Below are 26,472 nucleotides of genomic sequence, written 5' to 3'. Positions count from 1 at the left end.
TCAAAACACAAGTCTAAAGGTACACTTGTTTCAAAGCGCACACCTAGATACAGGTGGATTATTTATCGTTAATTGCTGCTAGACCAGGTAATTCTTTACCTTCTAACAATTCTAAACTTGCGCCCCCACCAGTTGAGATATGAGTGAATTTGTCAGCAAAGCCAAGTTGTTCAGCTGCAGCTGCAGAGTCCCCACCACCGATGATTGTTGTAGCACCTTCAAGATTTGCGATTGCTTCACAAACTCCGATTGTACCATTAGCGAAGTTACTCATTTCGAACACACCCATTGGTCCGTTCCAAACAACAGTTTTCGCACCTTTCAATGTATCAGCAAATAATTTAACTGATGCAGGTCCGATATCTAGAGCCATCAATCCATCAGGAATGTCGCCTTCGATAACTTGAGTTTCTACGTCGTTTGAGAATTCAGGTGCACAAACGTTGTCGATTGGTAATACAAGTTTGTCGCCTGCTTTTTCAATCAATTCTTTGGCTAATTCGATTTTGTCAGATTCAACTAAAGAACTTCCGATTTTAATTCCTTTTGCCGCGTAGAATGTATAAGTCATTCCGCCACCGATCAAGATTTTGTCAGCTTTTGGAATCAAGTTTTCAATAACGCCGATTTTGTCAGAAACTTTAGCACCACCAAGGATTGCAATCATTGGGCGTTTTGGTTCTTCAACAGCTTCGCCGATAAATTTGATTTCTTTGTCCATTAAAAATCCAGCAACTGTTGGAATACCAGTTGAAGCGATTCCTACGTTAGAAGCATGTGCACGGTGAGCCGTACCGAAAGCATCATTGACAAAAACATCACCTAGTGAAGCCCAGTATTTTCCTAATTCTGGATCATTTTTGCTTTCTTTTTTACCATCAACATCTTCAAAACGAGTGTTTTCAAAGACAACAACTTCGCCGTCTTTCATGTTGTTGATTGCTTCTTCTAATTCTTTCCCACGAGTTTCAGGTACGAAAGTAACTTCTTTACCTAATAATTCGCCCAAACGTTTAGCAACTGGTGCTAAAGATTTTCCTGCTTTATCTTCTTCAGCTTTTACACGTCCTAAATGAGAGAAAAGGATTGCTTTTCCGCCTTGTTCAAGCACGTAGTTGATTGTTGGTAAAGCAGCTTTGATACGTGTATCGTCAGTGATCACGCCATCTTTCAAAGGAACATTAAAGTCAACACGGACAAGAACTTTTTTATCTTTTAAGTCGATATCTTTTACTGTTTTCTTAGCCATTTTGTTTCCTCCTAAATAAACTTTGTTATCAAAAAAAGCGGAGAAGCGCGATTGCTTCCCCGCTTTTAAGTGTACTTGTTTAAATTTACACTCGTACGTGTTTCTTATAGTTTAGCGAAGTATTCTAAAGTACGTACTAATTGTGCAGTGTAAGACATTTCGTTGTCGTACCAAGCAACAGTTTTAACTAATTGTTGGTCGCCTACTGTCATTACTTTAGTTTGAGTTGCATCAAACAATGAACCGAAAGTCATACCTACGATATCTGAAGAAACGATTTCGTCAGTGTTGTAACCGTAAGATTCGTTTGCAGCTTCTTTCATTGCTTCGTTGATTTCTTCAACTGAAACTTCTTTTTTAAGAACTGTTACTAATTCAGTTAATGAACCAGTTGGAACAGGAACACGTTGAGCAGCTCCGTCTAATTTACCGTTCAATTCAGGGATAACTAAGCCGATAGCTTTAGCAGCACCTGTTGAGTTAGGAACGATGTTTGCAGCAGCAGCGCGTGCGCGGCGGAAGTCACCTTTAGGGTGTGGTCCGTCTAGAGTCATTTGGTCACCTGTGTAAGCGTGGATAGTTGTCATTAATCCTTCAACAACACCAAATTTGTCGTTCAATGTTTTAGCCATAGGAGCTAAACAGTTAGTAGTACATGAAGCACCTGAGATAACTGTTTCTTTACCAGTTAATGTTTCGTGGTTAGTGTTATAAACGATTGTTGGAACATCGTCTCCACCAGGAGCAGAGATAACAACACGTTTAGCACCAGCTGTTAAATGTTTTTCAGCAGCTGCTTTAGAAGTGAAGAAACCAGTACATTCTAGAACGATGTCTACGCCTAGTTCGCCCCATGGTAATTCTTCAGGGTTACGGTTAGCTAAAACTTTAACTTCTTTACCGTTAACGTTGAAAGAACCTTCATGAACTTCAACTGTTCCGTTGAAACGTCCTTGAGTTGTGTCATATTTTAACAAGTGTGCTAACATTTTAGCATCTGTTAAGTCATTGATTGCTACTACTTCGATTCCATCTACATCTTGGATACGGCGGAACGCTAGACGTCCGATACGTCCAAAACCATTAATACCTACTTTAACTGTCATTTAAGATTTCCTCCTTATGAAAATCAAAAAAATTTTTATTTTAAAGGGTTACCCCTTTTAAAATCTCATTTGCTGCGGCCTCATCTGTGATCAGCCACGTTTGTTTTGGTGCATTTTTCATATACGCTCGGATTGCTTTGGCTTTTGTTTTTCCACCAGCAATCGCAAGAATGATTGGCACCTGTGTCAAGTCTTTCAGTTCGATACCGATTCTCGGAACCTTGTAAACAACTTCTCCATTTTCGTTAAAGAAATAACCAAAGGATTCCGCTACAGCATTCGCCTGCTTCAACATAATCAATTCTTTTTCAGTCATTTTTCGGCGTGCTGCCATATGCAAAGCACGTCCAATACTATGAATAACACAATTCGCCTGACTTATCAAGTTTAACACTTCTTGAATAGATGGTTCATTGAGTAAAGAATTATAGGTAGCTAAACTTAGTTGCTCTGGAACATACAATGCTCGATGATCCCCATTTGTGTTAGCTGCCATTCTAGCACTAACTGAATTTGCTTGTACGGTAACCGCCTCGCCAATTCCTCCTCTGGCAGGAACAAACAAGTTATGTCGTTTCTTGTTTTCCAAATTCGTCAACTGTTCAGCGACAACAGCCATCGTGGTTCCTCCCATTACGGCGATAATATTCTCACCCTCTGGAAGAAGCAAGTTCAAGGATTCGTTTAAAGCATCTCCAAAAGCATCTGTCACTTTTGGTTGTGCGTCACTATTTCCTGAAACGACAATACAACGTTGATTACCAAAATACTCAGCCAACTTTTTTTCTGTCTGATGCATTCCTAAAAGCTGATCCATGAAGTTTTCAAGGCTTTGATAAACTTCCTCACCTTTTGTGGTCAACGTCATACCACTTTTTGACGTGTCAATTAGTTGAAGATTTTTCAAAAGATCTGTTTCTGTTCGCAAAACTCGCTCTGTCATCCCCATACTTTCAGATAAGCTACGTCGACCAATCGGCTGCATCCAATAAATATTCCGCAAAATTTTATAGCGTTCTTGAAGAACTTCAATAATATCTGGTGCAACGGATTCAATCATTTTCAATTCATCTAGCATAGCGATCTCCTTAGTTGGACTATAAATGTCCAATGTAGACTCAAAACGACCCATGTACGATAAAAAATAAAATTGATTGTTTTACTTTCTTTTTTCATTAAAAGGAAAACTTCAACCTCACATGCGTTAGTCTAACAGTTTCTGGCTAACTTTTCAACTAAAAAAGACTAGAAAAGTGAAATACTTTTACTAGCCTTTCTTTTTTTATTTATCATACCGTTTTCTTTTTGATGAACTCGGGATTCCCAAAAGATCTCGGTATTTTGCAACGGTTCTTCTTGAAATCACAATTTCTTCTTTTTTTAGAAGCTCGACTAATTTTTGATCCGACAAAGGCTTCGCCTTATTTTCTTGGTCGACTAACTCTTGTAGTCTCTTCTTTGCCATCTCGGCGGATAAGTCTTCCGTTCCAGCCGAGTTGTTACTTGCTATGCGAGTCGTAAAAAATTTTTTCAGTTCAAAAATACCAAAAGTTGTTTCCAAGTATTTTCCATGAACAGCCCGACTCACAGTTGACTCATGAACGTCAACTTCTGAAGCCACTTCTTTTAAGGTCAATGGCTTAATGGGCCGATTAACATCGATAAAGAAATCTTTTTGACGTGAAACGATTACTTGCGCAACTTTTAAAATCGTATCACCACGTTGCACCATCGTTTTTTGTAGCCACTCAAATTCTTGTTTTCGCTCTTTCAAATAAGTAGCTGTTTCTTTATCTGCTTTTTGATTCATTTGTTTGAAATAGTTTTCTTGAAAACGAATAGTTGGTTGACTTGTTCGATTTGAGACCACTTGAACTTCATTGTCGTCGTGGACCAAAACTTTCACATCTGGAATTATATAAAGTTCATGACTGTTGTCGAAAATTCTACCAGGACTTGGTGATAATGTTTGAAGATAGTCAAAAATATGTTGGACCTCGCTAAGTTCAATTGAGAATTTTTGTGCGATTTCTTTCCATTTTCGTTGGACTAGTTCATCAAAGCATTCCTCCAAAACGATGTAAGCTAATGCTGGAGCAAAATCGTCTCGTTCTGTTTGTAACATTAAACATTCTTGAAGATTTCTAGCCCCTACTCCTGCCGGTTCTAGCTGTTGGATCAACGTCAGTGCATCTAATAGTTGGATTGCTGATGCACCTGTATCTTTGGCCGCATCCGCTAGATCAATTGTTAAAAAACCATTTAAATCAATATATTCAATCAAATACAAAATCATTTTACGTAAAAATGTATCACGGTAGTTCAAATGTACTTGGTCAATCAACGATTCAAACAATGATCCCTTTGTATCAGGAATTTGATTCAGATAGCTTGTTTCTTCTCCATCATAATTGTTGCTTGTTTTTTTGTAGTCTGGTTGCCATTCTGGTTCGACTACTTCAACCAAAGGATTTTCTAGCGCCTGATTTTCAACAAAAGCTAATAATTCTTCACTATTATATTGGAGGATTTGGATTGATTGCTGCAATTGCTGAGTCATAGCCAATTTTTGCGTTTGTTGTTGTTTTTGTGAAAAATTCTGTTGAAATTTCATTTTTTTGCCTTATCCCCTTGTAAATTATTTTTTGGTTGGTTACAATTATGCCAGTGCTTGCGTCCTTAGTGTAGTGGATATCACGTAAGATTCCGGTTCTTGAGACGGGGGTTCGATTCCCTCAGGACGCGTTCAATAGCCATTTTAGCATAATTTAAGTATCTTTGCTTTCTATATTTTAAAGAAGAGGTTATGACAGAAGCAGTTGGCTTCTCCTTTCCTTGTGGAGTTTCGACTTACTTTCGAGGAAGTCGCGTCTGAAACATCATGTATTGAAACAGAGGCTGTGACAAAAGTATTGTCACAGCCTCTGTTTGTTCTCTTTTACCATCGACAAAAAAACCAACCAGCCATTTTCCAGCTAGTTGGTTCTGATCCTACATATACATTTCTTCAATTAGAACGTAGCGCTTTTCAAGTAAAGGATGTCATTACTCTGTTTTTTCAGAAAATTCTTCATTGTCATACTCTTCATCATCATCTTCATCGTCTTCGATAATGCTTAAGTCTTCTTCAATGTTCCCTGGTAATACTTCTTCATCGTCGCTATTGTCATCCGCACCGATTTCTTGTAGATCAGAGTTGTATGCTGCGATTTCTTCATCGTCGTCATCATCATCTTCAAATAAATCATCATCATCTTCATCAGACAAGTCAGCATCTTCTGGGTCATCATCGTTATAGTCAATTGCATCTTCATCATCATTGATAAAGGCATTCACTTTTTTGCGTTTGCGGCGACGAGGTTTATCTTCATCTTCTTCGTCAATTCCATGATTTACTTCTTCATCAATTGAATCAATTGCGTACCATGAGCGCAAGCCCCAACGGTTGTCGCCTAAAGAAATAAAGCTGCCGTCAATATTTAAGTCAGTATAAAACTGTGCTAATGAATCACGAATATCTCCATCTGTTTTGCCAAGATAGTTTTGGATTTGATTAACTAAATCAGAAAAATCCATCACATCACCATGTTGTTCTAAAATCGCATGTGCAACTTCGATCATTGATAATTCGTTTTTGTTTGCACCTTCAAATACACTAATTTCCAATCAGGACACGTCCTTTCACAGTCTATCCCTTATCATACAAAATCAACGATAAAAAATCAAACTTTTCTTTTAAATTATGCTGTAAAATCTAAGGTTAAATAATATTCACCTAATTTTTCTTCCCCCATAAATAAATCATAGGCAATCACAATGTTTCCTGAAGCTGGTCGATCTTTTAGACTAACATGCAATTCATTCGTAAATGTTTGAATCAAGATCATTCCGTAAGGTGTTTTATAAGCTGTTTCTAAACGTTCTTTGTAACCAAATTTAAGGCGCATTCGCATTTCTCCTGCTCGAATCAATTGAACATGGCCATCAGGAATGATTTTGATTGTCACAGGAACTTCTTGCCCTGTTTCTTCTTGAACTTCTTTATACCGTATGTATAACGTATCGCCAATTTTTACCATTTGACCATTTAAATCAAAATAAAAATCTTGAACTTCACCTTGTTGTTTCACTTTTGTGCGTAGCTTTATTGAAATTGGTGTTCCTTGTGATAAATCCATCTCGCATTCTCCTTTACTTCTCATAGGCTTATTGTTCCCAGTTTCAGCTATTTTGTCAACCAACTTGTATACTTTTTATTTTTTTACTTTTTTTACCCAAATTTAGTCACTTGTCAGTTTTTCTTATAAGAAGCGTACTTAAAAACTTCTGCTTGTTTTTGAGGTATACTGAAAGAGAAATAAGGGAACTAACTGAACAAGGAGTTGATGAAATGAATCCTCCTATTTTATTGGATCAAGACATCTATCAAGGCAATGACTTTTCCCCTTTTGCATTGACCGATTTATTAACCGCAGAGACGAAGAAGCGACAACAAACATTTCTTCATTTCTGGCAATATAACAAGACAGTGATTTTTGGAATGAAAGATACTCGTACACCTTTCTTTGATGAAGGTGTTCAATCAATTCGTGAATTTGGTTATACGCCTGTGGTACGAAATTCGGGAGGCTTGGGTATCGTTTCTGATACGGGCATTTTAAATGTGTCTTTACTATTTCCACAAACAGATGACAAAAAAATTTCAATTGATGACGGTTATGAACGAATGTTAACTTTGACCAGAAAAGCTTTTCCTGAAGCGACAATTGAAGCATTTGAAATTTCTGACTCCTATTGTCCTGGAACATATGACTTAAGTATTTCTGGGAAAAAGTTTGCAGGAATTGCTCAACGTCGAATCAAAAATGGGATTGCAGTCATGATGTATTTAAGCGTCACTGGGAATCAACTAGCACGCGGCGAGTTGATGCGAACCTTTTATCAAATTTCATTAAAAGAAGCTTTTGGTGCAGATGGCTATCCTGCTGTCCAACCAGAAAAAATGGCGAATCTTAGCGACCTTTTGCACCAACAATTGACTGTTTCTGAAGTTAAATTCCGCTTAGCAACAGCTTTTCAAAACCTCATGGTGCAATCTGAGCCTCTCACTTTCTTTCCTTCAACTGACTGGTTACAAAACTACGTGTCAGCAGACGAATGGAAGACACAGCTAACAAGAATGGCTGACAGAAATTCTATCTTAAAGGAGCAATAGTATGACAATTCCTTATAAATACCAAGTTCTCCCTATTGAAAAGGTGTTTCGTGATCCTGTCCATAATTATATCCATGTACAGCATCAAGTTATTTTGGATTTAATCAACTCAAAAGAAGTCCAACGACTACGACGTATCAAACAATTAGGGACAGCTTCATTTACTTTTCATGGCGCAGAACATAGTCGCTTTACACATTCACTGGGTGTGTATGAAATTTCCCGTCGAATTTGCGATATTTTTTCACGGAACTATTCAAAAGAAAAAATTGGTGAAAATGGTTGGGACGATAAAGAACGATTGGTTACGCTTTGCGCGGCACTTCTTCACGATGTCGGTCATGGTCCCTACTCGCACACTTTTGAACACATTTTCCATACAGACCACGAAGCAATCACTGTGGAAATCATTACTTCTCCGGAAACAGAAGTGTATCAAATCTTGAATCGAGTCGAAGACGGCTTTCCTGAAAAAGTGGCAAGTGTGATCCAAAAAACGTATCCCAATCCACAGGTCGTTCAAATGATTTCTAGTCAAATTGATGCCGATCGTATGGATTATCTATTGAGAGACGCTTATTACACAGGGACAGAATATGGAACTTTTGATTTGACTAGGATCTTACGAGTGATTCGTCCCTATGAAGGTGGTATCGCCTTTTCAATGAATGGTATGCATGCTGTGGAAGATTATATTGTTAGCCGTTACCAAATGTATGTCCAAGTTTATTTTCATCCGGTTTCTCGTGGCATGGAAGTCATTTTAGAACATTTACTTCATCGGGCACACGAACTTTATCTAGAAGACCCCGCTTCATTTGAAATGCATGCACAACTTCTACTTCCTTTCTTGGCTGAATCATTTACACTGGATGATTACTTGAAGCTTGATGATGGCGTATTAGGAACCTACTTTACACAATGGACAGAATCTGCTGATCCGATTTTAAGTGACTTAGCAAAACGATTTTTAAATCGAAAACCATTAAAATCTGCCACTTTTTCTGGTGAGCGCAACTCACCACTGATTGAAGAACTTACTCTACTAGTTGAAAAAGTGGGATACAATCCTGTGTACTACACAGCAATCAATTCCAGTTATGATTTGCCTTATGATTTTTATCGCCCAGAGCAAAACCGACATCGCACTCAAATTGAGATTTTGAGAAATGACGGAACTTTGATAGAATTATCCAAGGTTAGCCAATTAGTTGCAGCATTAGCTGGTCAAGAACAAGGTGATGAACGATTCTTTTTTCCAAAAGAAATGGTTGATCCCACTTTGAGAGACCATTATGATCTCTTTGATGAAACCTATCAAGAATTTGCCAGTCACATTCAAAATGGCGCTCTAATTGAAAATAAGTAAGAAAAATGTTGGAGGAAATTATGTCTATCAAATTAATCGCTATCGATATCGATGGCACCTTGTTAAACGATCAACGTGAATTAACAGCGGAAGTCAAAAAAGCAATTCAGCAGGCGGACAAGCAAGGAGTAAACATTGTTTTATGTACAGGTCGTCCATTACCTGGTGTCAGGGAACAACTTGAAGAGTTAGAACTATTCAAAGATACAGACTATGTCATCACTTATAATGGTGCTTTAGTTCAACAAACAAAAACAGGGGACATTATCGCACGTCATGGGTTGACTCACGAAGACTTTTTAGAAATCGAAGTGATGGCGCGCCGAGTTGGCAGCCACTTACACTCAATTGATGAACAAGCCATCTATACTCCTAACCGAGACATCAGCCCTTATTCTGTCCACGAATCGGGTCTTGTAAAAATGCCGTTGAAATATCGTACACCTGAAGAAATGACACCAGATATGAATATTGTCAAAATGATGATGATCGACGAACCTGAAATCTTAGATGCAGCAATTGCTCGTCTTCCTCAAGAATTTCGCGACAAATATACCACTGTTAAAAGCGCACCTTTTTATTTTGAAGTCTTGAATAAACAAGCAAACAAAGGAACAGCAGTTGCGAACTTGGCACAACATCTTGGAATCACGCAAGACGAAGTCATGGCAATTGGGGATAATGAAAATGATTTATCTATGATTGAATATGCAGGTCTCGGAGTAGCTATGGAAAATGCTCTCCCAATCGTAAAAGAAGCAGCTAACGTATTAACAACTTCAAACGAAGAACATGGTGTAGCTGAAGCAATCAAAAAATATGTGCTAAACTAAAGCCATTTGCACAATTTATTTGAATACTTTCCATTTCAAAAAGACTACTAGTTAACTAACAAAAAAATGGAACAACCCCTTACCAGGGATTGTTCCATTTTTTGCTTTCTCTTTCATCCATTAATCAACTATCAGCTAGAGATAAATTTTTTATAACCCTCTGTAAAGCTCATCCTCTAACTTCATTGTTGAAGTTCAAAAAAATTCATTCTGTACTGACGATTTCAACTTTTTGTTTCAGCTTCTTCTTTACTTTCCAACCATTTTTTAACTGCCCATTGATGGCTGCCTCTTTTCAGCTTGACAATCGCATCCGCAGGAGTGACCCACCAAATACGATTGGTTGTTTCAGTTGGCTCCCCGATTTTTTCCCAGCTTTTAGCAACATAAAAATAACCCGGATTATAATAATAAGTCGCACGGTAGTTGGAATAAAAATATTCATCTGCCTGTCCTAAAAAGCAGTCAATAACTACTGTGATGCCAAGCTCTTCAATCATCTCTCGAGCGATGGCTTCTTCTTTCGTTTCTTGTCCTTCGATTTCTCCACCCGGTAGGAAAAATGCGCCATTTGGTGCTTCAACCAAAGCTATTTTTGTTTCTTCTTCTACAATGATATATGCAGCATATCGCGTTTGGTAGCTGGCTGACTGTTTTTTTTCTCCAAAAACTGGATAATCCATTCATCTTCCCACCTTTTTCTTTTTATTCTACATGAGAGTTTTCTCATGAACAAGCACCAATATTTATTTTTGTTGTTATTCTTTGCTATCATTATAAAAAAAGAAGGGAAGTTTTTATTTATGAAAATGGCACACACTTGCGTCCGCGTAAAAGACCTTGACGCATCTCTTGAATTTTATCAAACCGCGTTTGGTTTTGAAGAAAGTCGCCGTCGTGATTTTCCAGAAAACAAATTCACACTCGTTTACTTAACTTTGCCTGGAGATGATTACGAATTAGAATTGACTTACAACTACGATCATGAGGCATACGATCTAGGAAACGGTTATGGCCATATCGCAATTGCTGCAGATGACCTGGAAGCATTGCATGAAAAACACCAAGCTGCTGGTTTAAATATAACTGACTTAAAAGGATTACCTGGAACTGCTCCTTCTTACTACTTTGTGATCGATCCTGATGGTTACAAAATCGAAGTTATCCGTGGATAATCCCCCCACTTAAAAAGCCCGATTCAAAAAATTTGAATCGGGCTTTTTGCTTGGAGTTCCGTCAAAAAACTATCTTTATTTTGACTTACCCAATCATCACACTTTCTTCTGGGTATTTGATTTTTATTTCTTGTTGATGAACTTTCTTCATCAACGAAAAAGCAATCGTCAACACACCGACACGCCCCGTATACATCAACGTCATAATCAACAATTTGCCAACAACTGATAAATCTGGCGTCAATCCCATTGACAAGCCAACTGTGCCAAAAGCAGAAAAGACCTCAAATGCAATATATTCAAGTCCCATTTTTTCTGGCACATACTCCGTAATTGATAATATCATTACTGCCACCACGCAAAGAGTGAGTGTTAAAAAAAATAAAGTCAGTGCGCGCAAAATAGTTGGTTGTCGTATCGTACGTCCAAAAATTTCGGCTCTTGTCCTTCCCTTAAACATCGAACGCATCTGCGCGAGCAATACACCTAAAGTTGTTGTTTTAAGCCCCCCTGCAGTAGAGCCAGAAGTTCCACCAATGTACATCAAAAACATCGTCAGAATCAGACCAGCATGGCTCATCTTAGAATAGTCAATCGACGAATAGCCTGCTGTGCGAGGTGTCACACTCAAAAAGAACGTGTGAACTATTCGATTACTAAAATCGCCTTGTGAAAAATGTGTGCCATTTTTTTCTGTAAAAAGAAAAACGAAAAAACTGCCTACTAATAAAATTCCCGTCATACTCAAAGCAATCTTTGAGTGTAAACTGATTTTTTTCGTTTGATGGAAGTTCAACAAGTCACGCCAAACAATAAATCCTAATCCACCAGCAATAATCAATATTGAAATCACCAGTAGCAAATAATTATTTGTTTGATATGCGACCAGGCTCTTACCTAATAAATCAAAACCTGCATTACAAAAACTAGAAACCGCATGAAAAATGCCGTACCAAGTTCCTTTGAGCCAACCAAATTCAGGAATAAACACGATAGATAATGCGATGGCACCTACCAGTTGAATGACTAAAGCAAACTTGAAAATATAGAGCATCAAATCAGTCACACCAGCCATTTTTTCTAAATTCAACGCTTCTTTTAATACAATACGTGTACTCAAGCTAATCTTTTTTCGAACAAGCGTGAAATATAAGATTGGCACCATCATAAAACCTAATCCGCCAATTTCAATTAAAATCAGCAAGACCAATTGTCCCAAACCATTCCAATGTTCAACAGTATTTAAAGTAGCTAATCCAGTAACGCAAATCGCTGATGTTGCTGTAAACAATGCATCCAGATAGTTGGTTGCCTCTCCACTTCGACTAAAAAATGGCAAGGACAATAAGCTTCCTCCGATAAAAATCAGCGTAAAAAAACCGAAAGCTAATAATTGTACTGCTGATAATTTTTGAAAGCGTTGAGTCAATCGTATCTTCAAACAAGTTCACTGCCTTCCTATTCTTCTTATATTAGTTTATTTTTGAGAAAAAGAGACTTGATTTTCATCAAATCTCTTTTTTGCATACGTGGGGATATAGTTACTATGAATGTTCATTTCCCATGTCTTTGATTTTGATTAAACGAGTCACTTCGGCACGTTCATTTTCTTCGAGTTTCATTTGAATGTAATAAATTGTCTCTTCCAATTGAGGAATCGTCATATACTCTAAGGCATTTACTCTGCGACGTGTTTTTTCAATTTCGCTTGCCATCAATTGGCACGTTTTTTCGATTTCCGTTAACGCCAACAATTTCGGCAAAACCTTTGTAAACTGCTCAATTGCTTGATCTAATTCTGCATTGGAGTTTAAATAACCGTACTCTAACGGAGCCTCTCCCAGTTGATCATCATATTGAAAGTTCATCACTGGTACTTTGACACTCATAATATTTTTTTCAGTCACTGCTAATTCCATCGTTTCGGTGGGTAAAACAAACAGTTCCTCGATGAACGCTTCATTGATAGACGCATTCGCTAGAACAACATTTGCCATGGCAGCTTGTAGTTCAGCTTCCATTTCTTGACGAAGTTGATGATTTTTGCGAACTAATAAAATAAACTGGCGCATTAATTCATCTTGCTTGTCTTTCAATAATTTATGGCCACGGGTCGCTGTCGTTAGTTGTTTTTTTAAACGAGTAAACTCCATGCGTGTTGGATTCACCGTTAGTCTTGCCATGATCACACTTCCTTTTCAGGCAGATATTCCTCTAGCAATTCTTCTTTAATTCGCTTTAATTCCGTCCTTGGTAACATCGAAAGCAATTCCCAACCTAGATCAAGTGTTTCGACAATTGATCGATTTGTGGTAAATCCTTGATTGATATATTCTTCTTCAAAGCGGTTAGCAAATTTTGCATAGATTTTATCCACATCAGATAAAGCTGATTCACCTAATACGATTGCAAGTTCTTTCGCTTGTTTTCCTTGCGCGTACGCTGCAAATAATTGATTCATCGTAGCAGCATGATCCGCTCTTGTTTTTCCGGCACCTGTCCCTTTATCCTTTAACCGAGATAGCGAAGGCAACACATCAATCGGTGGCTGAATTCCGCTCTTATACAATTCACGTGATAAAATAATTTGTCCCTCAGTAATGTATCCTGTTAAATCAGGAATCGGGTGTGTTTTGTCATCTTCAGGCATCGTCAGAATCGGAATCTGAGTGACAGAACCTTTTAGGCCACGAATTCGACCTGCACGTTCAAATAATGTCGCTAAATTTGTATATAAATATCCTGGATACCCACGACGACCTGGGACTTCGCGTCGCGCAGCAGAAATTTCTCGTAACGCTTCCGCATAATTAGTCATATCTGTCATAATAACTAAAACATGCATCCCTTTTTCATAAGCCAAATATTCTGCTGCTGTCAATGCCATTCGTGGCGTAGCAATCCGCTCAATCGCAGGATCATTAGCCAGATTCATAAACATCACACTTCGATCGATTGCTCCAGTTTGACGGAAGTCTTCCATAAAAAACTCTGCCTCTTCAAATGTTATCCCAATTGCTGCAAAAACAACAGCAAAATCTTCCGCTTCATTTAGCACGGTTGCTTGTCGTGCAATTTGAGCAGCCAATTCTTTATGTGGGAGTCCCGAACCAGAGAAGACAGGTAACTTTTGCCCCCTAACTAGTGTGTTCAAATGATCGATTGCTGAAATACCTGTTTGGATAAATTCATCAGGATAATCTCGTGCAACTGGATTGATCACTTCTCCATTGATATCGACTTTTTTCTCTGCTAAAATTTCTGGGCCATGATCTTTCGGGCGACCCAAGCCATCAAAGACTCTACCAATCATGTCCTCAGAAACACCTAGCTCTAATGGATGACCAAGAAATCGTACTGCGGAATCACGAAGATTGACACCACTAGTTCCTTCAAAAATCTGAACCATAGCCTTGTCTTCTTGAACTTCTAATACTTGTCCACGACGAATCTCACCATTTTGCATACGAACTTCAATCAGTTCTTCATACTTTACGCCTGCTACTTTTTCCACTGCCATCAAAGGGCCCACTACTTCACCAATCGTTTGGTATTCTTTAATCAACCGTCATTCCTCCTTCCGCAATGATTTTTTGGATTGTTTCTTTCGTTTCACTTAAGAGTGTATCAAGCTGTTCGATTTCAGTTTCTGGTATATATTTACTTCGAGCAATCCGATCACGAAGAGCAACCGTTCCTTCCATAATTTCAGTTAAATAAGACCCTAAAGACAGCGCACGACGCGCTTCTTGGCCAAATGTTAAAATCAGTTTCAACATTTTGAATTGTTTTTCTCTTGACGTAAACGTATCAACGTCATCAAAAGCATTTTGCTGAAGGTAGTCCTCTCGAAGTGACTTTGCAACTTCCAAAGTCAAACGATCGTTATCAGAAAGTGAATCGATCCCAACTAAACGAACGATTTCATTTAATTGTTCTTCCTCTTTTAATATACGCATTCCTTCTGTAACCATTTGTGACCAATCTGCTTGCAATACTTGATCTAAATATTGCCCAACTTCCGTCGAATACAAAGAATAACTTTGCATCCAGTTGATTGATGGAAAATGGCGTCGTTGTGCTAGATTTGCATCTAATCCCCAGAAAACTTTTACTACACGCAATGTATTCTGTGTCACTGGTTCAGAGATATCTCCCCCCGAAGGAGAAACGGCACTGATTGCTGTAATACTTCCTTCTCTAGACACGGAACCAAGAGTCATTACTCGCCCTGACCGCTCATAATATTCAGCTAAACGTGAACCGAGATAAGCAGGATATCCCTCGTCTCCTGGCATTTCTTCTAACCTACCACTCATTTCTCTTAAAGCTTCCGCCCAGCGAGAAGTAGAATCTGCCATGATTGCCACGTCATATCCCATATCACGAAAATACTCAGCAATTGTAATCCCTGTATAAATCGATGCTTCTCGTGCTGCAACTGGCATATTCGATGTGTTTGCAATTAAAACTGTTCGCTCCATGATGGATTCACCAGTATTTGGATCAATCAATTGAGGAAATTCATTTAAGACATCGGTCATCTCATTTCCTCGCTCGCCACAACCAACATAAACAACCATATCAACATCTGCCCATTTAGCAATCTGATGCTGAACAACTGTTTTTCCAGCTCCAAACGGTCCTGGAACAGCCGCAGCCCCTCCTTTTGTCACCGGGAAGAAAGTATCAATCACTCGTTGTCCAGTAATCATAGGCGCTTCTGGGTTGCATTTTTCCTTAATTGGTCGGCTTCGCCTCACTGGCCATTTTTGCATCATCGTGAGATCTTTACTTCCTTGTTCCGTTTCAAGAACACAAACAACTTCATCAATCGTGAAATTGCCTGATTCTAATCGGATGATTTTTCCACTGATTCCATTTGGAACCATGATTTTGTGTTGGATTACTTTTGTTTCAGCCACAGTTCCAATGACGTCACCAGCAACGACAAACTCGCCCACTTCAGCTGTTGCTTCAAACCACCATTTTTTCTCATGATCTAAAGCTGGCAGTTGTACACCTCGACCTAAAAAATTACTTTGTGTAATTTCCATGAAGGTATCCAACGGACGTTGGATACCATCAAACATTTGTGAAATGATTCCTGGTCCCAGTTCAACAGACAATGCTTCGCCAGTTGAACGTACTGGCTCACCTGGACCAATTCCTGATGTTTCTTCATAAACTTGGATAGAAGCGACATCACCACGCATTTCAATGATTTCGCCGATCACACCAAGCTCTCCTACTAAACACATATCTTGAATGCTAGCATCACTCATATTTTCAGCCATCACAAGTGGTCCAGACACTTTGATAATTCTTCCAATTTGCAAATCATTCGCTCCTTTTCCCTACTATAAAATATTTTGACCTACGGCTTTTTCAACATTGTTTTGAATTTCTGTTATTCCAATCTTTTCTGTTCCTTGATAATTAGGGATTAGCACGATTGCTGGCATCAGTTGTTCTTGGTAGCGAGCAATCACCTCTGGGATAGAAGACACACATTGTTCTGTGATATAGATCACACCATAGTTCTCTTTTGCCATTTTTTCCACGAGTCGACGCACCTTTTTTGAATCTGTTTCAAAGTGAACATCAAAACCAACTAACTGAAAGGGTAAAACAGACGCCTTATCGCCAATTACTCCAATTTTATTCCCCATAGATTGTTCTCACCCGCTCTCTGATTTGTTCTGGGCTAAACTGACTACGTTTACCAACTGCTAACAAACGCAAATTCTTGCCTTCTACTTCTTTTGCATTTAAAAAAGCAAGTAGAGGTAATGGTCCAAAAGCCTGTGTTTGTGCCTCCTGATAAAGTGAAGAAAGATAGTCATCCTTCAAACGTTCTAAAGTAATTAGATCAATTTTCGTTTCTTTTAGTGCAGGACGAATAATTTCTGCATAGTCGGTCGTTAATAAAAAACGATTATACACTTCTAAATCTTGACCAATAAAAGATAAAAAGATTTCCTTTTCGATGCCGCCCGCACTTGAAAGAACCGTTGTCATAAATCCTTTTGTTCGACCTTGGATCAGTCCACGCGCCATCGTCGTAATATTCGTGAGATCAATCAATGCAATAATTTCCGTCAACAGCTCCTTGTAACCGAGCTTCTCGCCAAGTCGGCGCTGTTCCGTTAGAAAATGACGATCATAAATCACATCGATTCCCTGTAAAATAGTTGCTCCCTCAAAGTAATCAAATACTTCACGGATACTAGCAAGTAATGTCTCCGGTAGTTCAATCGAATCTTGTGTCCGAATCGCTTCTTTCAACTTATCCAATGAATAGAAACCATCATCAATAAATAAATGATCTAAGTTTTTCCCGGTAAGTTCCGCTTTAGTCAACACTTTCAAGTTATGAAAAGTAAAACGCATCGTATAGATCCAGAGAATTTCTGGCTCAGGGACTCGTTCTTTCAACCATGCAAATAATTCACTTTGCTCCTTCGCTAAGTTTTGCTCCAGTTCATATTCAAATCCTTCATAAACATAAGGTTGGTAAATCGTTGTTTTTAATTGTTCGCCAAATGAGTCAATTGAAGGGGCTTGAATCAACCGCTCGAAATCTTCATTCGTCAATAATTCAAGCTCTCTCCCGCGAATCAAAGGATTTAATTCGTGATAGTTCATCGTTCCCCTCCTTAAGTAAACAATTGCTGTGCTAATTCGTATCCCATCGTACCTCTTAACTCTGTCACTAAACGACTAAATAAAAAGTTATATTGAACTCCGTCACTGTCTAATACAAAGCCAGCCTCATTGGGAATCACCTTCGGATCTTTGACTAAGGTAAAAGGTAATTTTTGCGATAGATTGTTTATTCTCTCTTCTGTAAAAATATCTGCTGATTTTTCTCCTACCCGAAAAGTAACTTCTCCTTTTAATGCCAATGGATCCAAGGCTGCTTGAACAAATGCTAGAGTATCTTGTTGTTTCCACGCTTCCATTTTCTCAATTGCTTCATCAAATAGCTTATCTAAAAAAACTTGTTTTTTATTCAGCATTTCTTGTCGAGCTTCAACTTGTTGACGATTTTCTAATTGTCGATAATGTCGCTCCAACGACTCGAGTTGCTTACGCTCTTGTTGCTGAAAAGTAGCCATTAGTTGTTCCGATTTTTGTTTGAAGTCTTGCTCGATTTTTTTGCGCTCTGCCGCTTCAAAAGCAGCACGTTCATTTGCTGCGTCCTCATTCATTTGTTTAATGATTTGTTCAATGGCATCCATTGATTCTCCTCCTTCATATTTACGCGTTTAAAACTAATAAGAAAGAAATCACGAAGCCTAAAATCGCATAGGTCTCAACCATCGCAGCAAAAATAATTCCTTTCGTTGCATGTTCTGGTTTTTTCGCTAAAATTTGAATACCTGCTGCTGCCACTTTTCCTTGTGCGATACCAGAAAATAGGCCTGTAAATGCAATTGGTAAAGACGCACCTAGATAATTCATTCCTTGAACCACTGATAAGTCACCACTTAGATTGATAAAAATCAAGAAAGCAATTACGAAGCCGTAAAGTCCTTGTGTTCCTGGTAGCAATTGTAAAATCAGTGCCTGCCCAAATTTTTCTGGTTGGCTGGTTGTCAATGCAGCTGCTGCTTCACCAGTCATTCCAACACCCTTAGCCGAGCCAATTCCTGAAAAAATCGTAGCCACGCCCATCGCCAATACTGCAAAAACAATTCCACCATTATTTGTAATTAAGTAATCCATCATTTGTTAAAATTCCTCCATTATTCATTTTTTTCGTTTTCGATGATTGATATTGACATATTTTTCTGCGGTTTTAAGTGGTTGAAATGCTCGCCCGCCACCTGTATAAAACTTGCCAAAAAATTCGACATATTGTAATCGAGCACCATGAACATACGCACTCAACAATGTTAAAAATAGATTTAATGCATGTAAGAGAACAATCAAAAGCAACCCAACACTAAATCGTGCTACTGGCGGCATGAATGCTACCAACATATTAAACGCGGCGGCGATACTGCCACCAGAAATCCCAAGTGCCATCAAACGAGTATAACTAACTAGATCACCAATATAACTCGTTAATCCATATAAGTTATATACGCCTTTAGCAGCACCTTTTACCCTTGAAGTAGACTGAATGATTGGAATAATCACAATGCAAAGTGCCGACAACATCGCGATACCGCCACCAAGGTATAAAAATTGTTTCTGTTTTAAAACAATTACCCCGACTGCAGCAAAAACGATCCCAATCAGGATACCTTGCCAAGCAAAGCCTTCGCTAATCGCATTTAAATACGCTTTTCTTTTCAAATTTTCTTTTGCTGAAACAAATAAACCAACTAAAATTTGAATCAAGCCAAAAATAACTGACAAAATCAAAATCGTATTCACATCTTCTGTTGTTGATAAAATAGGAAATGGCAGTGGTATACCAAAGATACTTTTTGGTAATGCCTCCCCGAAAAATGAGCTGTAAACCAACCCCCAGATAATCGTTGGGATAGATAGAATCTCAAAAAATTTAACAAATCTTGCCAATCCACGTGGCAAAACAACCCATTTTTGCAACAGAACCGAACCAATCAATAACAATAGCCCATATCCAACGTCTGCAACCATCATGCCAAAAAAGACAAGATAGAATGGCATGAACCAAGGAGTTGGATCAACTTCTTCATATTTTGGCAAACTATACATCTCTGTCAGTAATTCAAATGGCTCAATCAGTGGATGATTGGTTAATTTTGTTGGCACTTCTGTCTGGATTTCTTCGACAGTCGGTAGTTCAAACTGAACATGAACAGCCGAAGCTGGGAGTTTTTCGGCTAAAGCAGTCATCAAATCTGTCTTTGCATCTATTCCAATCCACCCCTGTAGAACAAGTAACTGTTTTGAACGAACAAATTGTTGTTTAACTCTTTCACGTTCAATCAGTGCCAATGTCACTTCTTCCACCCATTCAAACTCACGAATCAATTCTTGGAATGAACCAATCTTGTTGGCCAGTTCTTTTTGAGCTACTTGTATTTCTGACAATTGTTCTTTGATTTTAGTTAAAACCTTACTTGGCACGTCATCATAAGGATAGTTCATTACCGTTAAGCCTTGTCGACTGGCGATTTCTGCTACTTGTTCCGCTGCTTCCTGCAAAGTAATATACGCCAAGTAAACAGATTTTGTTGTAGAATAAATTTCTTTCATATAAACAGGTAATTGTGCCACAGCATTTTGGAAAAGCGCCAAACTATTCGTTCCCATGCTTCCTAAAACAAGAACTGTTTTTTGACTATCGAAAGTTGCAGGAATGACATCCAAATATTGCCACTTTAAAAGCCATTCCTCTTCCTCCATTAGTTTTTTTTGTTGTTCACTTAGCTTCTCCCACTGTTTTTTCAAGTCCAAGACTTCTTGTAACTTTCTCAAAAAATCAGTTTCTGAATAAGCAGCTTCTAACTCATGTAAAGAAAGTTCCGTCCGCTTTAAATGGACCAACTTTTGTTGAGAATGACCATGATGTCCAATAAATTGAACCGCTTCACGTATTGATTGCAGTCGTTGCTCTAATTCATGTTTACTCGTATCCTCAGAAAAAATCTTGACCTGCGGAAAGTAAGTTTCGACCCAATGATTATTTGTCGTTTCTTGAAATAAATCGCGAAATTCGACTTGTTGGATTCCTTGAATGGCTTGTAAAATCGTTTCTTGGTTCTTTTGATCTGAAATGAGCGTGACTTTTTCCATCTTAGTGACGGACATATTCTTTCACCCTTTCAATAATTAGATCAATTGCTTGTTCTTGATGTTTGTCATACTGTTCAGCTAGTGTTTGTTGAACCTGCTGAACTTCTTCATCTAGCTGCTTTTGTTTGCTTTTAAGTGTTGCTTCTTTGATTTGTTTTTTTTCCGAAAGAAGCTGAGTTTGTTCTTGGCGCTTTCTTTCTTCAATTGTGTGAAGCTCGTCTTCTTTTTGCTTTGTTAACTCCTGCATCTCAGTACGTAAAACTTGCATCTGTTCTTCATTTTTTTCTTCTGCTTTACGAATCTTTTCTAAAATCTCTAACAAATCGTTCACATCCTTTCGATAAAAAAAGTAGCTGCCTTTCAAGTTCATTGAAAGTCAGCTACCTCTAACGATATCTGTCTAGTAATCAAGCTACTTTCAACAACTGTTCTTCTCACCCCTTGAAGAACTTGATCCTTGAAAGCTTACGCCCAACCTTTTTTATTTTAATTTGTCTTTTATTATAGCAAAACGGGGTAAATGTTCAACCATTTTCGAGCGTTTTATACTGACTTCTTACGAAAAAAGTCTAACTAACCCTAATAGTATCAGGGTTTCAGGATGACAAAAAAAATTCAAAGTATTTCCACTTTTTTTCAAAAGTTGTTACAATCAATTTAGTTACAGTCTGGAGGAACAACTATGCAACCTATTATTGGAATTGCCGGTAATCATTTAAATAAAGCAACAGATACTTTTCAAGGAAATGAAGTTACCTACACCCCACATGGCTTTGTTCAAGCAGTCAAACAAGCAGGTGGGTTACCGCTTGTCTTTCCTATACTTGAACCAAGCTATGCCGCTGCCTTTATCAGCCGTATCGATAAATTATTATTAGCCGGGGGACAAGATATCAGCCCTCGATTGTACCGAGAAGAGCCACATCCAAAGTTACAAGAAACAAATATCAGTCGTGATCTTTTTGAACAATCCTTGATCAAAGAAGCAATCAAACAAAAAAAACCGATTTTTTCTGTTTGCCGCGGCACACAATTAGTGAATGTCGTACTAGGTGGAACCTTGTATCAAGACCTTTCCCTCTATCCCAATTGGGCAGTCAAACATGAACAACAACCAACGGTTCCAACTTTTGCTACTCATGAAGTAAAGGTTTCTGCTAATAGTCTGCTGGGGTCTTTGTTACCAGAATCTTATTTTGTCAATTCTTACCATCATCAAATAATCAAAGACTTAGCCCCCTCATTGAGAGCAATTGCTATTGCTAATGATGGAATCATCGAGGCAGTCGAAAGCAAAAATCCTGAAGAAAAAATTTTGGGTGTTCAATGGCATCCTGAATTGACTCACCAAGTCAATCCACTAGATCAAAGTCTCTTTGATTACTTCGTTAATGAATTATAAAAAATTGAATCCTCTATCAAAAAAGCCAGAAGCAATGGACAAATTGCTTCTGGCTTTTTTTACGTCAGTTATCGAATTGAATAAATAGCTAATAATTGATGCAAATGATTGATCTCTTGTTGGAGGACTTTTCCCTTTGTCGTATTTCGGTTTAAACGACGTGGTACCTTTTGATCGATCACCTTTTTCACATAGGTTCCTTCATTTGCTTGTGCCAATTGCTGTTCGACTGATACAAATGGATAATGCGTAACTAACTGGAAACCATAAGAATTCAAAAGCAGTGAATAACCTGCAATTCCTGTTGTTTTCTGATATGCTTTAGACAAACCTCCGTCAATCACAAAAACCGTTCCCTCCGCTTTAACTGGTGACTCACCTTTGCAAACTTTCACAGGAGTATGCCCATTGATAATAACTGAGCCAGCTGATTTTATGCCAAATGAGGACAAGACCTTTTGACTAAACCATAACTCATTTCTTAAACGATAGTAGGCATTACTCTTTTCCACATGTGTCTGTTTTTCTTCTAAAAAATAGCGCTCAAAAGTTGCCATTTTGCTTTTTCCAAACAAAGGTGAAACTCTTCCACTCCAAGCATACCAAATATAATCTGTTGCTAAGTCTTCTCCAATGCCCGGTGTTTTTGCACTTTCTCGAATTTTTTCTTCAAAAAATGCTAACAATTCAACTCCTCCACTAACTTTTTCTTGCTCTAAAGCTAAAAAATTGCCCTTTTCGTCCACTGGAATACACCCATGAAACAATAAATGGTCATTGTACGTGAGATACATCGCTCCTTTTTTCAATAAGAACTCCATATGTTTTTTCATTCGTAATGAGTGCTGAAAGGAATACATCAGACTATCGATTATCTGCTCCTCTTCTTTGGTCAATTGTTCAGGTGCTTGGGAAGAAATTGTTTGAAAGCATCCCCCTTTAATCGAATAACTTGCTCCTTCTAAATCGATTATTTCTTTTTCATAATCAATTTTGTGTAACAGTTGACGCTCATCCATTTCAAATTCTGGGCGTCGCATGAGCAATTGCTCTTCAACTTTGAATTGCATGATTGCTAATGCCTGATGGACTTGTTCCAGTTCCGTTCGTTCAGAGTCAGTCACATTTTCGCTATTTTTAGGGGTAAATACAGGATTTTTCTTATAGGTTTGATGGGCAAATGAAAATAATGGTCGTAAATTAATGGCGTATTCTTTTTCTAGCTCAAACAAATAATTATAGCGTGTTGCAATACGAAGTAAAGTCAACAAACAAGCTTTTGATCCATAAAATGCACCTAACCATAAAATATCATGATTTCCCCACTGAATATCAATGGACGATTGTGCCATTAGTCGATCCATTACCCTTGCTGCTTGGGTTCCACGATCAAAAATATCCCCCACAATGTGTAAATGATCGATTACTAGCGTTTGAATCGTTAACGTAAGTTTTTCTAAAAAACGATCGACTTCGCCTAAACGCACAAGTTGTTCAATCACTTTTTGCGCGTAAGCCTTTTTTCCCTGTAGTCGATTATCCAAATATAAAAGTTCTTCGATAATGTAACTGTATTCTTTAGGTAAACTTTTTCTAACTTTAGATCGAGTATACTTGACTGAGGTAAATCCTAAGAGATCAATCAACTGTACAACTAGTCGTTCTTTTTCTTGTTGTGTATACCAAGTTGTTTGTTGCACGTATTCTGGGTAAGCAACAAACAAAGTTAACTGATTTCTTTCCTCTTCTGATAATTGATTACCAAATAATTCGCGAACTTTTTCCTTTAAGTTTCCTGAACCAATTCGCAGAATATGATCGAAAGCCGGAAATTCACCATGAATATCGCTTAAAAATAATTCCGTTCCTTTAGGCAACTGTAAAATTGCTTCCAAATTAATAATTTCAGTTAAAATAGCTTCAGTCGTTGGAAATTTTTCTGACAATAATTCTAGATACGGATCCATCAATGGCCCTCCTTAATCGGTATAGTTCATATTCTATTACCAACGATCTTTTTAAACAAGTTTAAAACAGTTAAAATAAATAAAAATAAAAAAATTGGTCTATTCAAAAAAAGACTCAGACAAACTTGTCTGAGTCTTGATTTACATTCGGTTAAAGAAATATGAACTGCCTTTTCTTTCATGAGTATAAATTACCCTTTTTTTCGTTCATTTCTCATAATTGAAATAGATTGTTTCAATGAACTCCAAATACCACCTTCACTATATACAAGAACATTTGATTTATACATATTCGCTGAAACGATTGTTAAGAAAATAGTTATTAAGATTAAAACAATCAACGAGATCCATGCACCACCTAAACCCACTGTATCATTTGCCAAACGAATCGGCATAACGTAAGAAGAAAGGAACGGGATATAAGAAGTAATCCGAATCACAATATTATTAGGATCTGATGCTCCAAGAATCAAGCCCAAAAGATAACCACCTAATGAAAGATAAGTCACAGGTAGAATAGCTTTTGCCGTATCCTCTGCTTTGTTAACTAATGAACCACATAATGCTGCCAACACAGAGAAAATCAGAATCCCTAAAATCATGAACGCTAATGAGAACCACAAGAATGGACCAAAGATATTCGTTAAAGAAATACCTGACAAGATTTCTTTGACCATATCCATATTTTTAAATTGTTGATACCCTACCCCAAAGATAACGCCATACAAGCCCATCTGTGTCAAAGCTACCAACAAAACACCTGTTAATTTCCCATAAAAATGTTTTTGTGCCGTGGTACTAGACAAAATAACTTCCATGATTCTTGTCCCTTTTTCCGACGCAATTTCTTGTGCAATGATTTGTGCATACGTCAAAATAATAATAAATAGCGTAATAGTAACCACGTAACTTACGACATATTGCACTAGTGAGTTATCCTCGCCAGTAGTCATCTTCCCTTGATCGTCGAAGCTCACTTTTTGTCTAGTCAAACCAGCCATTTCACTTAAACTTGCCACTTCTTCTCCAGAAAGGCCAAGTTGACTAGCACGAACAGTTGATTGAATACCTGTCAATTGTTGTTGAATCAACAATTGGGTGCTTTGTCCCAATGAATTTTCACTGTATAATGTTCCTTTGACCTCATTGTTATCAATTGCAACCACTAGATACGCGTCAATTTTTTCATCTTCAAGTTGTTTCTGTGCATCCTTTTCAGAATCTACTTTTTCAAAACTAAATTCATCTGATTTTAGCTGGCTCAACTGTTCACTCAGTTGAGGATTTTCTGATAAGATACCGATTTTGTTTACTTCACTATTATTCTGTGCAAAGTTTCCAGCTACATACATGATCCCCATCATAATAAATGGTACCAAAATCATCACTAGAAAAGAAATCGATTTGACATTTTTCAAATAAACATCTTTTGTAATAATCCAAAATTTACGCATCGAACTCACCTGCCTTCAGTTTAAAAATCTCTTCAAGCGTTGGTGGCTGTTGATTAAACATTGGAATATAGCCAAATTGCGTCGCACGAGTAAAGATTTCCTTCCCCGCCGCTGGATCTGACAAAGTAATTTCAAGTGAATCATCTTCACGTATAACGACTTTTTCGACACCTTCAACTTCAGCAACTTCAGCTTGTGTTAAATCTGATTCTAAAAATAATTTTGTTCGACCAAAAGATTCGCGAATTTCATGGACCTTACCATTTAGAACCATTTTCCCGTTTCGTAACATAATCAAATGATCACAGATTTTTTCCACATTATCCATATTATGACTAGAGAAGATAACACATGACCCTTTTGCTTTTAGTTCAAGTATGCCATCTTTTAACAATTCTGCGTTCACTGGATCTAACCCACTAAACGGTTCATCTAAAATAATCAATTTTGGTTCATGAATCAATGTAGCAATCAATTGTACCTTCTGTTGATTTCCTTTAGATAAAGACTTCACTTTATCGGTTTTCTTTCCTTTGACTTGAAATTTTTCCATCCAAAAATCAATCTTAGGTTCGATTTCTTTTCGTGTTTTCCCACGTAATTCTGCAAAATAAATCAATTGATCTTGAATCGTAACTTTTGGATATAGCCCACGTTCTTCAGGTAAATAACCAATAATATCATATTCTTTTTCCCCTAAGGGTTTACCATTCCACAAAATTTCTCCTTGATCTTGAGTCAAAAAATCTAAAATCAAACGAAACGTGGTCGTTTTCCCGGCACCATTTTGTCCAATCAACCCCATGATTTTTCCATCTGGTATCCGAAAAGATACGTGGTCGACTGCGGTATAGTCGCCAAATGTCTTAACTAAGTCTGTAACCTCTAACATCATTTCACTCCTTTTCTTCCCTAAGTGTTGCTTTTCATTCCATTCATAAAAAAAGTTAAAGCAGATACAAAA

The 26,472-nt window shown here is 37.8% G+C and carries 25 protein-coding genes, 1 tRNA gene and 1 other annotated feature; of the genes, 6 read left to right on the top strand and 20 right to left on the bottom strand.

The genetic code is table 11. The annotated features are described in order from the left end of the window. Window positions 1–58 precede the first annotated feature (58 nt). The 4 genes from AC4BC3_RS03000 to rpoN form a co-directional block, all read right to left on the bottom strand. Window positions 59–1,249, bottom strand: a complete 1,191-nt coding sequence (locus tag AC4BC3_RS03000; RefSeq protein WP_206907134.1) for a phosphoglycerate kinase — start codon at window positions 1,247–1,249, stop codon at window positions 59–61. A gap of 104 nt (window positions 1,250–1,353) precedes the next feature. After that, a complete protein-coding gene (gene gap / locus AC4BC3_RS02995) occupies window positions 1,354–2,355 on the bottom strand; it encodes a type I glyceraldehyde-3-phosphate dehydrogenase (protein ID WP_490466939.1) in 1,002 nt (333 codons plus the stop codon). A 40-nt stretch (window positions 2,356–2,395) separates the two neighbouring features. After that, window positions 2,396–3,487: a sugar-binding transcriptional regulator gene (locus AC4BC3_RS02990; protein WP_206907132.1), complete on the bottom strand. Its 1,092-nt coding sequence runs from the start codon at window positions 3,485–3,487 to the stop codon at window positions 2,396–2,398. A 150-nt stretch (window positions 3,488–3,637) separates the two neighbouring features. Beyond that, on the bottom strand, window positions 3,638–4,969 hold the full coding sequence (rpoN, locus tag AC4BC3_RS02985; RefSeq protein WP_206907130.1) for an RNA polymerase factor sigma-54: 1,332 nt from the start codon (window positions 4,967–4,969) through the stop codon (window positions 3,638–3,640). Window positions 4,970–5,028: 59 nt separating this feature from the next. Here rpoN and AC4BC3_RS02980 point away from each other — a divergent pair. Then, window positions 5,029–5,100, top strand: a tRNA-Arg gene (locus AC4BC3_RS02980). Window positions 5,101–5,400: 300 nt separating this feature from the next. Here the strand turns inward: AC4BC3_RS02980 and rpoE are convergent. Continuing rightward, window positions 5,401–6,021 (bottom strand): DNA-directed RNA polymerase subunit delta, encoded by a 621-nt coding sequence (gene rpoE, locus AC4BC3_RS02975; RefSeq protein WP_490466938.1) that lies wholly within the window; start codon window positions 6,019–6,021, stop codon window positions 5,401–5,403. A gap of 74 nt (window positions 6,022–6,095) precedes the next feature. Next, window positions 6,096–6,533 (bottom strand): YwiB family protein, encoded by a 438-nt coding sequence (locus AC4BC3_RS02970; protein WP_206907125.1) that lies wholly within the window; start codon window positions 6,531–6,533, stop codon window positions 6,096–6,098. A 212-nt stretch (window positions 6,534–6,745) separates the two neighbouring features. Here AC4BC3_RS02970 and AC4BC3_RS02965 point away from each other — a divergent pair, with 212 nt between their 5' ends. From AC4BC3_RS02965 to yidA, 3 genes are read left to right on the top strand one after another with little or no spacing between them, the layout of a single operon-like run. Beyond that, window positions 6,746–7,570 carry a lipoate--protein ligase family protein gene (locus AC4BC3_RS02965; RefSeq protein WP_490466937.1) on the top strand — a complete coding sequence of 275 codons (825 nt, stop codon included), beginning with the start codon at window positions 6,746–6,748 and terminating at the stop codon, window positions 7,568–7,570. Between the two features lies 1 nt (window position 7,571). Next, window positions 7,572–8,939, top strand: a complete 1,368-nt coding sequence (locus AC4BC3_RS02960; RefSeq protein WP_206907121.1) for an HD domain-containing protein — start codon at window positions 7,572–7,574, stop codon at window positions 8,937–8,939. 20 nt (window positions 8,940–8,959) lie between these two features. Then, window positions 8,960–9,772, top strand: a complete 813-nt coding sequence (gene yidA / locus AC4BC3_RS02955) for a sugar-phosphatase (protein ID WP_206907119.1) — start codon at window positions 8,960–8,962, stop codon at window positions 9,770–9,772. Between the two features lie 224 nt (window positions 9,773–9,996). Here yidA and AC4BC3_RS02950 read toward each other — a convergent pair whose 3' ends face one another. Then, window positions 9,997–10,455 (bottom strand): NUDIX hydrolase, encoded by a 459-nt coding sequence (locus AC4BC3_RS02950; protein WP_206907117.1) that lies wholly within the window; start codon window positions 10,453–10,455, stop codon window positions 9,997–9,999. A gap of 120 nt (window positions 10,456–10,575) precedes the next feature. Here AC4BC3_RS02950 and gloA point away from each other — a divergent pair, with 120 nt between their 5' ends. Continuing rightward, window positions 10,576–10,947: a lactoylglutathione lyase gene (gloA, locus tag AC4BC3_RS02945; RefSeq protein WP_067484141.1), complete on the top strand. Its 372-nt coding sequence runs from the start codon at window positions 10,576–10,578 to the stop codon at window positions 10,945–10,947. Window positions 10,948–11,032: 85 nt separating this feature from the next. Here the strand turns inward: gloA and AC4BC3_RS02940 are convergent, their stop codons facing one another. The 10 genes from AC4BC3_RS02940 to AC4BC3_RS02895 all read right to left on the bottom strand — a co-directional run bounded on the left by AC4BC3_RS02940 (window position 11,033) and on the right by AC4BC3_RS02895 (window position 21,007). Next, on the bottom strand, window positions 11,033–12,376 hold the full coding sequence (locus tag AC4BC3_RS02940; protein ID WP_490466936.1) for a TrkH family potassium uptake protein: 1,344 nt from the start codon (window positions 12,374–12,376) through the stop codon (window positions 11,033–11,035). A 115-nt stretch (window positions 12,377–12,491) separates the two neighbouring features. After that, complete coding sequence (locus tag AC4BC3_RS02935; RefSeq protein ID WP_206907113.1) at window positions 12,492–13,130, bottom strand: V-type ATP synthase subunit D; 639 nt, start codon at window positions 13,128–13,130, stop codon at window positions 12,492–12,494. Window positions 13,131–13,132: 2 nt separating this feature from the next. Next, the gene (locus AC4BC3_RS02930; RefSeq protein WP_490466935.1) at window positions 13,133–14,512 is read right to left on the bottom strand and encodes a V-type ATP synthase subunit B; all 1,380 of its coding nucleotides are present in this window, start codon (window positions 14,510–14,512) and stop codon (window positions 13,133–13,135) included. Then, window positions 14,505–16,286 carry a V-type ATP synthase subunit A gene (locus tag AC4BC3_RS02925; RefSeq protein ID WP_206907110.1) on the bottom strand — a complete coding sequence of 594 codons (1,782 nt, stop codon included), beginning with the start codon at window positions 16,284–16,286 and terminating at the stop codon, window positions 14,505–14,507. The genes AC4BC3_RS02930 and AC4BC3_RS02925 overlap by 8 nt, the downstream gene beginning before the upstream one ends. A gap of 21 nt (window positions 16,287–16,307) precedes the next feature. After that, on the bottom strand, window positions 16,308–16,619 hold the full coding sequence (locus AC4BC3_RS02920; RefSeq protein ID WP_490466934.1) for a V-type ATP synthase subunit F: 312 nt from the start codon (window positions 16,617–16,619) through the stop codon (window positions 16,308–16,310). Continuing rightward, complete coding sequence (locus AC4BC3_RS02915; RefSeq protein ID WP_490466933.1) at window positions 16,609–17,595, bottom strand: V-type ATPase subunit; 987 nt, start codon at window positions 17,593–17,595, stop codon at window positions 16,609–16,611. Before AC4BC3_RS02915 ends, AC4BC3_RS02920 begins: the two co-directional genes overlap by 11 nt. Window positions 17,596–17,606: 11 nt before the next feature. After that, on the bottom strand, window positions 17,607–18,191 hold the full coding sequence (locus AC4BC3_RS02910) for an ATPase V (protein WP_206907104.1): 585 nt from the start codon (window positions 18,189–18,191) through the stop codon (window positions 17,607–17,609). Window positions 18,192–18,210: 19 nt separating this feature from the next. After that, window positions 18,211–18,681, bottom strand: coding sequence for a V-type ATP synthase subunit K (locus tag AC4BC3_RS02905; protein ID WP_206907102.1), 471 nt, complete (start codon window positions 18,679–18,681; stop codon window positions 18,211–18,213). A 21-nt stretch (window positions 18,682–18,702) separates the two neighbouring features. After that, window positions 18,703–20,700: a V-type ATP synthase subunit I gene (locus tag AC4BC3_RS02900; RefSeq protein WP_206907100.1), complete on the bottom strand. Its 1,998-nt coding sequence runs from the start codon at window positions 20,698–20,700 to the stop codon at window positions 18,703–18,705. Beyond that, window positions 20,687–21,007 (bottom strand): hypothetical protein, encoded by a 321-nt coding sequence (locus AC4BC3_RS02895; protein ID WP_490466932.1) that lies wholly within the window; start codon window positions 21,005–21,007, stop codon window positions 20,687–20,689. Before AC4BC3_RS02895 ends, AC4BC3_RS02900 begins: the two co-directional genes overlap by 14 nt. Window positions 21,008–21,113: 106 nt before the next feature. Then, window positions 21,114–21,162: a sequence feature (sodium ion sensor (DUF1646 type); this cis-regulatory element may regulate processes involved in with the transportation of sodium ions), on the bottom strand. A gap of 205 nt (window positions 21,163–21,367) precedes the next feature. Here AC4BC3_RS02895 and AC4BC3_RS02890 point away from each other — a divergent pair. Then, complete coding sequence (locus AC4BC3_RS02890) at window positions 21,368–22,087, top strand: gamma-glutamyl-gamma-aminobutyrate hydrolase family protein (RefSeq protein WP_490466931.1); 720 nt, start codon at window positions 21,368–21,370, stop codon at window positions 22,085–22,087. A gap of 68 nt (window positions 22,088–22,155) precedes the next feature. Here AC4BC3_RS02890 and AC4BC3_RS02885 read toward each other — a convergent pair whose 3' ends face one another. The 3 genes from AC4BC3_RS02885 to AC4BC3_RS02875 all read right to left on the bottom strand — a co-directional run bounded on the left by AC4BC3_RS02885 (window position 22,156) and on the right by AC4BC3_RS02875 (window position 26,400). Further along, the gene (locus AC4BC3_RS02885; protein ID WP_490466930.1) at window positions 22,156–24,054 is read right to left on the bottom strand and encodes a fructose-1,6-bisphosphatase; all 1,899 of its coding nucleotides are present in this window, start codon (window positions 24,052–24,054) and stop codon (window positions 22,156–22,158) included. Window positions 24,055–24,245: 191 nt separating this feature from the next. Further along, window positions 24,246–25,508: an ABC transporter permease gene (locus tag AC4BC3_RS02880; RefSeq protein ID WP_206907091.1), complete on the bottom strand. Its 1,263-nt coding sequence runs from the start codon at window positions 25,506–25,508 to the stop codon at window positions 24,246–24,248. Further along, complete coding sequence (locus AC4BC3_RS02875) at window positions 25,501–26,400, bottom strand: ABC transporter ATP-binding protein (protein ID WP_206907088.1); 900 nt, start codon at window positions 26,398–26,400, stop codon at window positions 25,501–25,503. Before AC4BC3_RS02875 ends, AC4BC3_RS02880 begins: the two co-directional genes overlap by 8 nt. Window positions 26,401–26,472 lie beyond the last annotated feature (72 nt).

The organism is Enterococcus sp. AAFC-DPL-6103 (assembly GCF_058216595.1).
Note: the sequence above shows the minus strand (reverse complement) of the source record. Positions and strands in the feature narration are given on the sequence as shown.

Excerpts from the sequence above, each read along its gene's own strand:
- AC4BC3_RS02935 (WP_206907113.1), bottom strand. The coding sequence starts at position 13,130 with ATGGCAAGACTAACGGTGAATCCAACACGCATGGAGTTTACTCGTTTA.
- yidA (WP_206907119.1), top strand. The coding sequence starts at position 8,960 with ATGTCTATCAAATTAATCGCTATCGATATCGATGGCACCTTGTTAAAC.
- gloA (WP_067484141.1), top strand. The coding sequence starts at position 10,576 with ATGAAAATGGCACACACTTGCGTCCGCGTAAAAGACCTTGACGCATCT.
- AC4BC3_RS02880 (WP_206907091.1), bottom strand. The coding sequence starts at position 25,508 with ATGCGTAAATTTTGGATTATTACAAAAGATGTTTATTTGAAAAATGTC.
- AC4BC3_RS02990 (WP_206907132.1), bottom strand. The coding sequence starts at position 3,487 with ATGGGTCGTTTTGAGTCTACATTGGACATTTATAGTCCAACTAAGGAG.
- AC4BC3_RS02910 (WP_206907104.1), bottom strand. The coding sequence starts at position 18,191 with ATGGATGCCATTGAACAAATCATTAAACAAATGAATGAGGACGCAGCA.
- AC4BC3_RS02950 (WP_206907117.1), bottom strand. The coding sequence starts at position 10,455 with ATGGATTATCCAGTTTTTGGAGAAAAAAAACAGTCAGCCAGCTACCAA.
- AC4BC3_RS02905 (WP_206907102.1), bottom strand. The coding sequence starts at position 18,681 with ATGATGGATTACTTAATTACAAATAATGGTGGAATTGTTTTTGCAGTA.
- AC4BC3_RS02965 (WP_490466937.1), top strand. The coding sequence starts at position 6,746 with ATGAATCCTCCTATTTTATTGGATCAAGACATCTATCAAGGCAATGAC.
- AC4BC3_RS02970 (WP_206907125.1), bottom strand. The coding sequence starts at position 6,533 with ATGGATTTATCACAAGGAACACCAATTTCAATAAAGCTACGCACAAAA.
- rpoN (WP_206907130.1), bottom strand. The coding sequence starts at position 4,969 with ATGAAATTTCAACAGAATTTTTCACAAAAACAACAACAAACGCAAAAA.
- AC4BC3_RS02885 (WP_490466930.1), bottom strand. The coding sequence starts at position 24,054 with ATGGATCCGTATCTAGAATTATTGTCAGAAAAATTTCCAACGACTGAA.
- AC4BC3_RS02900 (WP_206907100.1), bottom strand. The coding sequence starts at position 20,700 with ATGTCCGTCACTAAGATGGAAAAAGTCACGCTCATTTCAGATCAAAAG.
- AC4BC3_RS02960 (WP_206907121.1), top strand. The coding sequence starts at position 7,572 with ATGACAATTCCTTATAAATACCAAGTTCTCCCTATTGAAAAGGTGTTT.
- gap (WP_490466939.1), bottom strand. The coding sequence starts at position 2,355 with ATGACAGTTAAAGTAGGTATTAATGGTTTTGGACGTATCGGACGTCTA.
- AC4BC3_RS02915 (WP_490466933.1), bottom strand. The coding sequence starts at position 17,595 with ATGAACTATCACGAATTAAATCCTTTGATTCGCGGGAGAGAGCTTGAA.
- AC4BC3_RS02920 (WP_490466934.1), bottom strand. The coding sequence starts at position 16,619 with ATGGGGAATAAAATTGGAGTAATTGGCGATAAGGCGTCTGTTTTACCC.
- AC4BC3_RS02890 (WP_490466931.1), top strand. The coding sequence starts at position 21,368 with ATGCAACCTATTATTGGAATTGCCGGTAATCATTTAAATAAAGCAACA.
- AC4BC3_RS03000 (WP_206907134.1), bottom strand. The coding sequence starts at position 1,249 with ATGGCTAAGAAAACAGTAAAAGATATCGACTTAAAAGATAAAAAAGTT.
- AC4BC3_RS02875 (WP_206907088.1), bottom strand. The coding sequence starts at position 26,400 with ATGTTAGAGGTTACAGACTTAGTTAAGACATTTGGCGACTATACCGCA.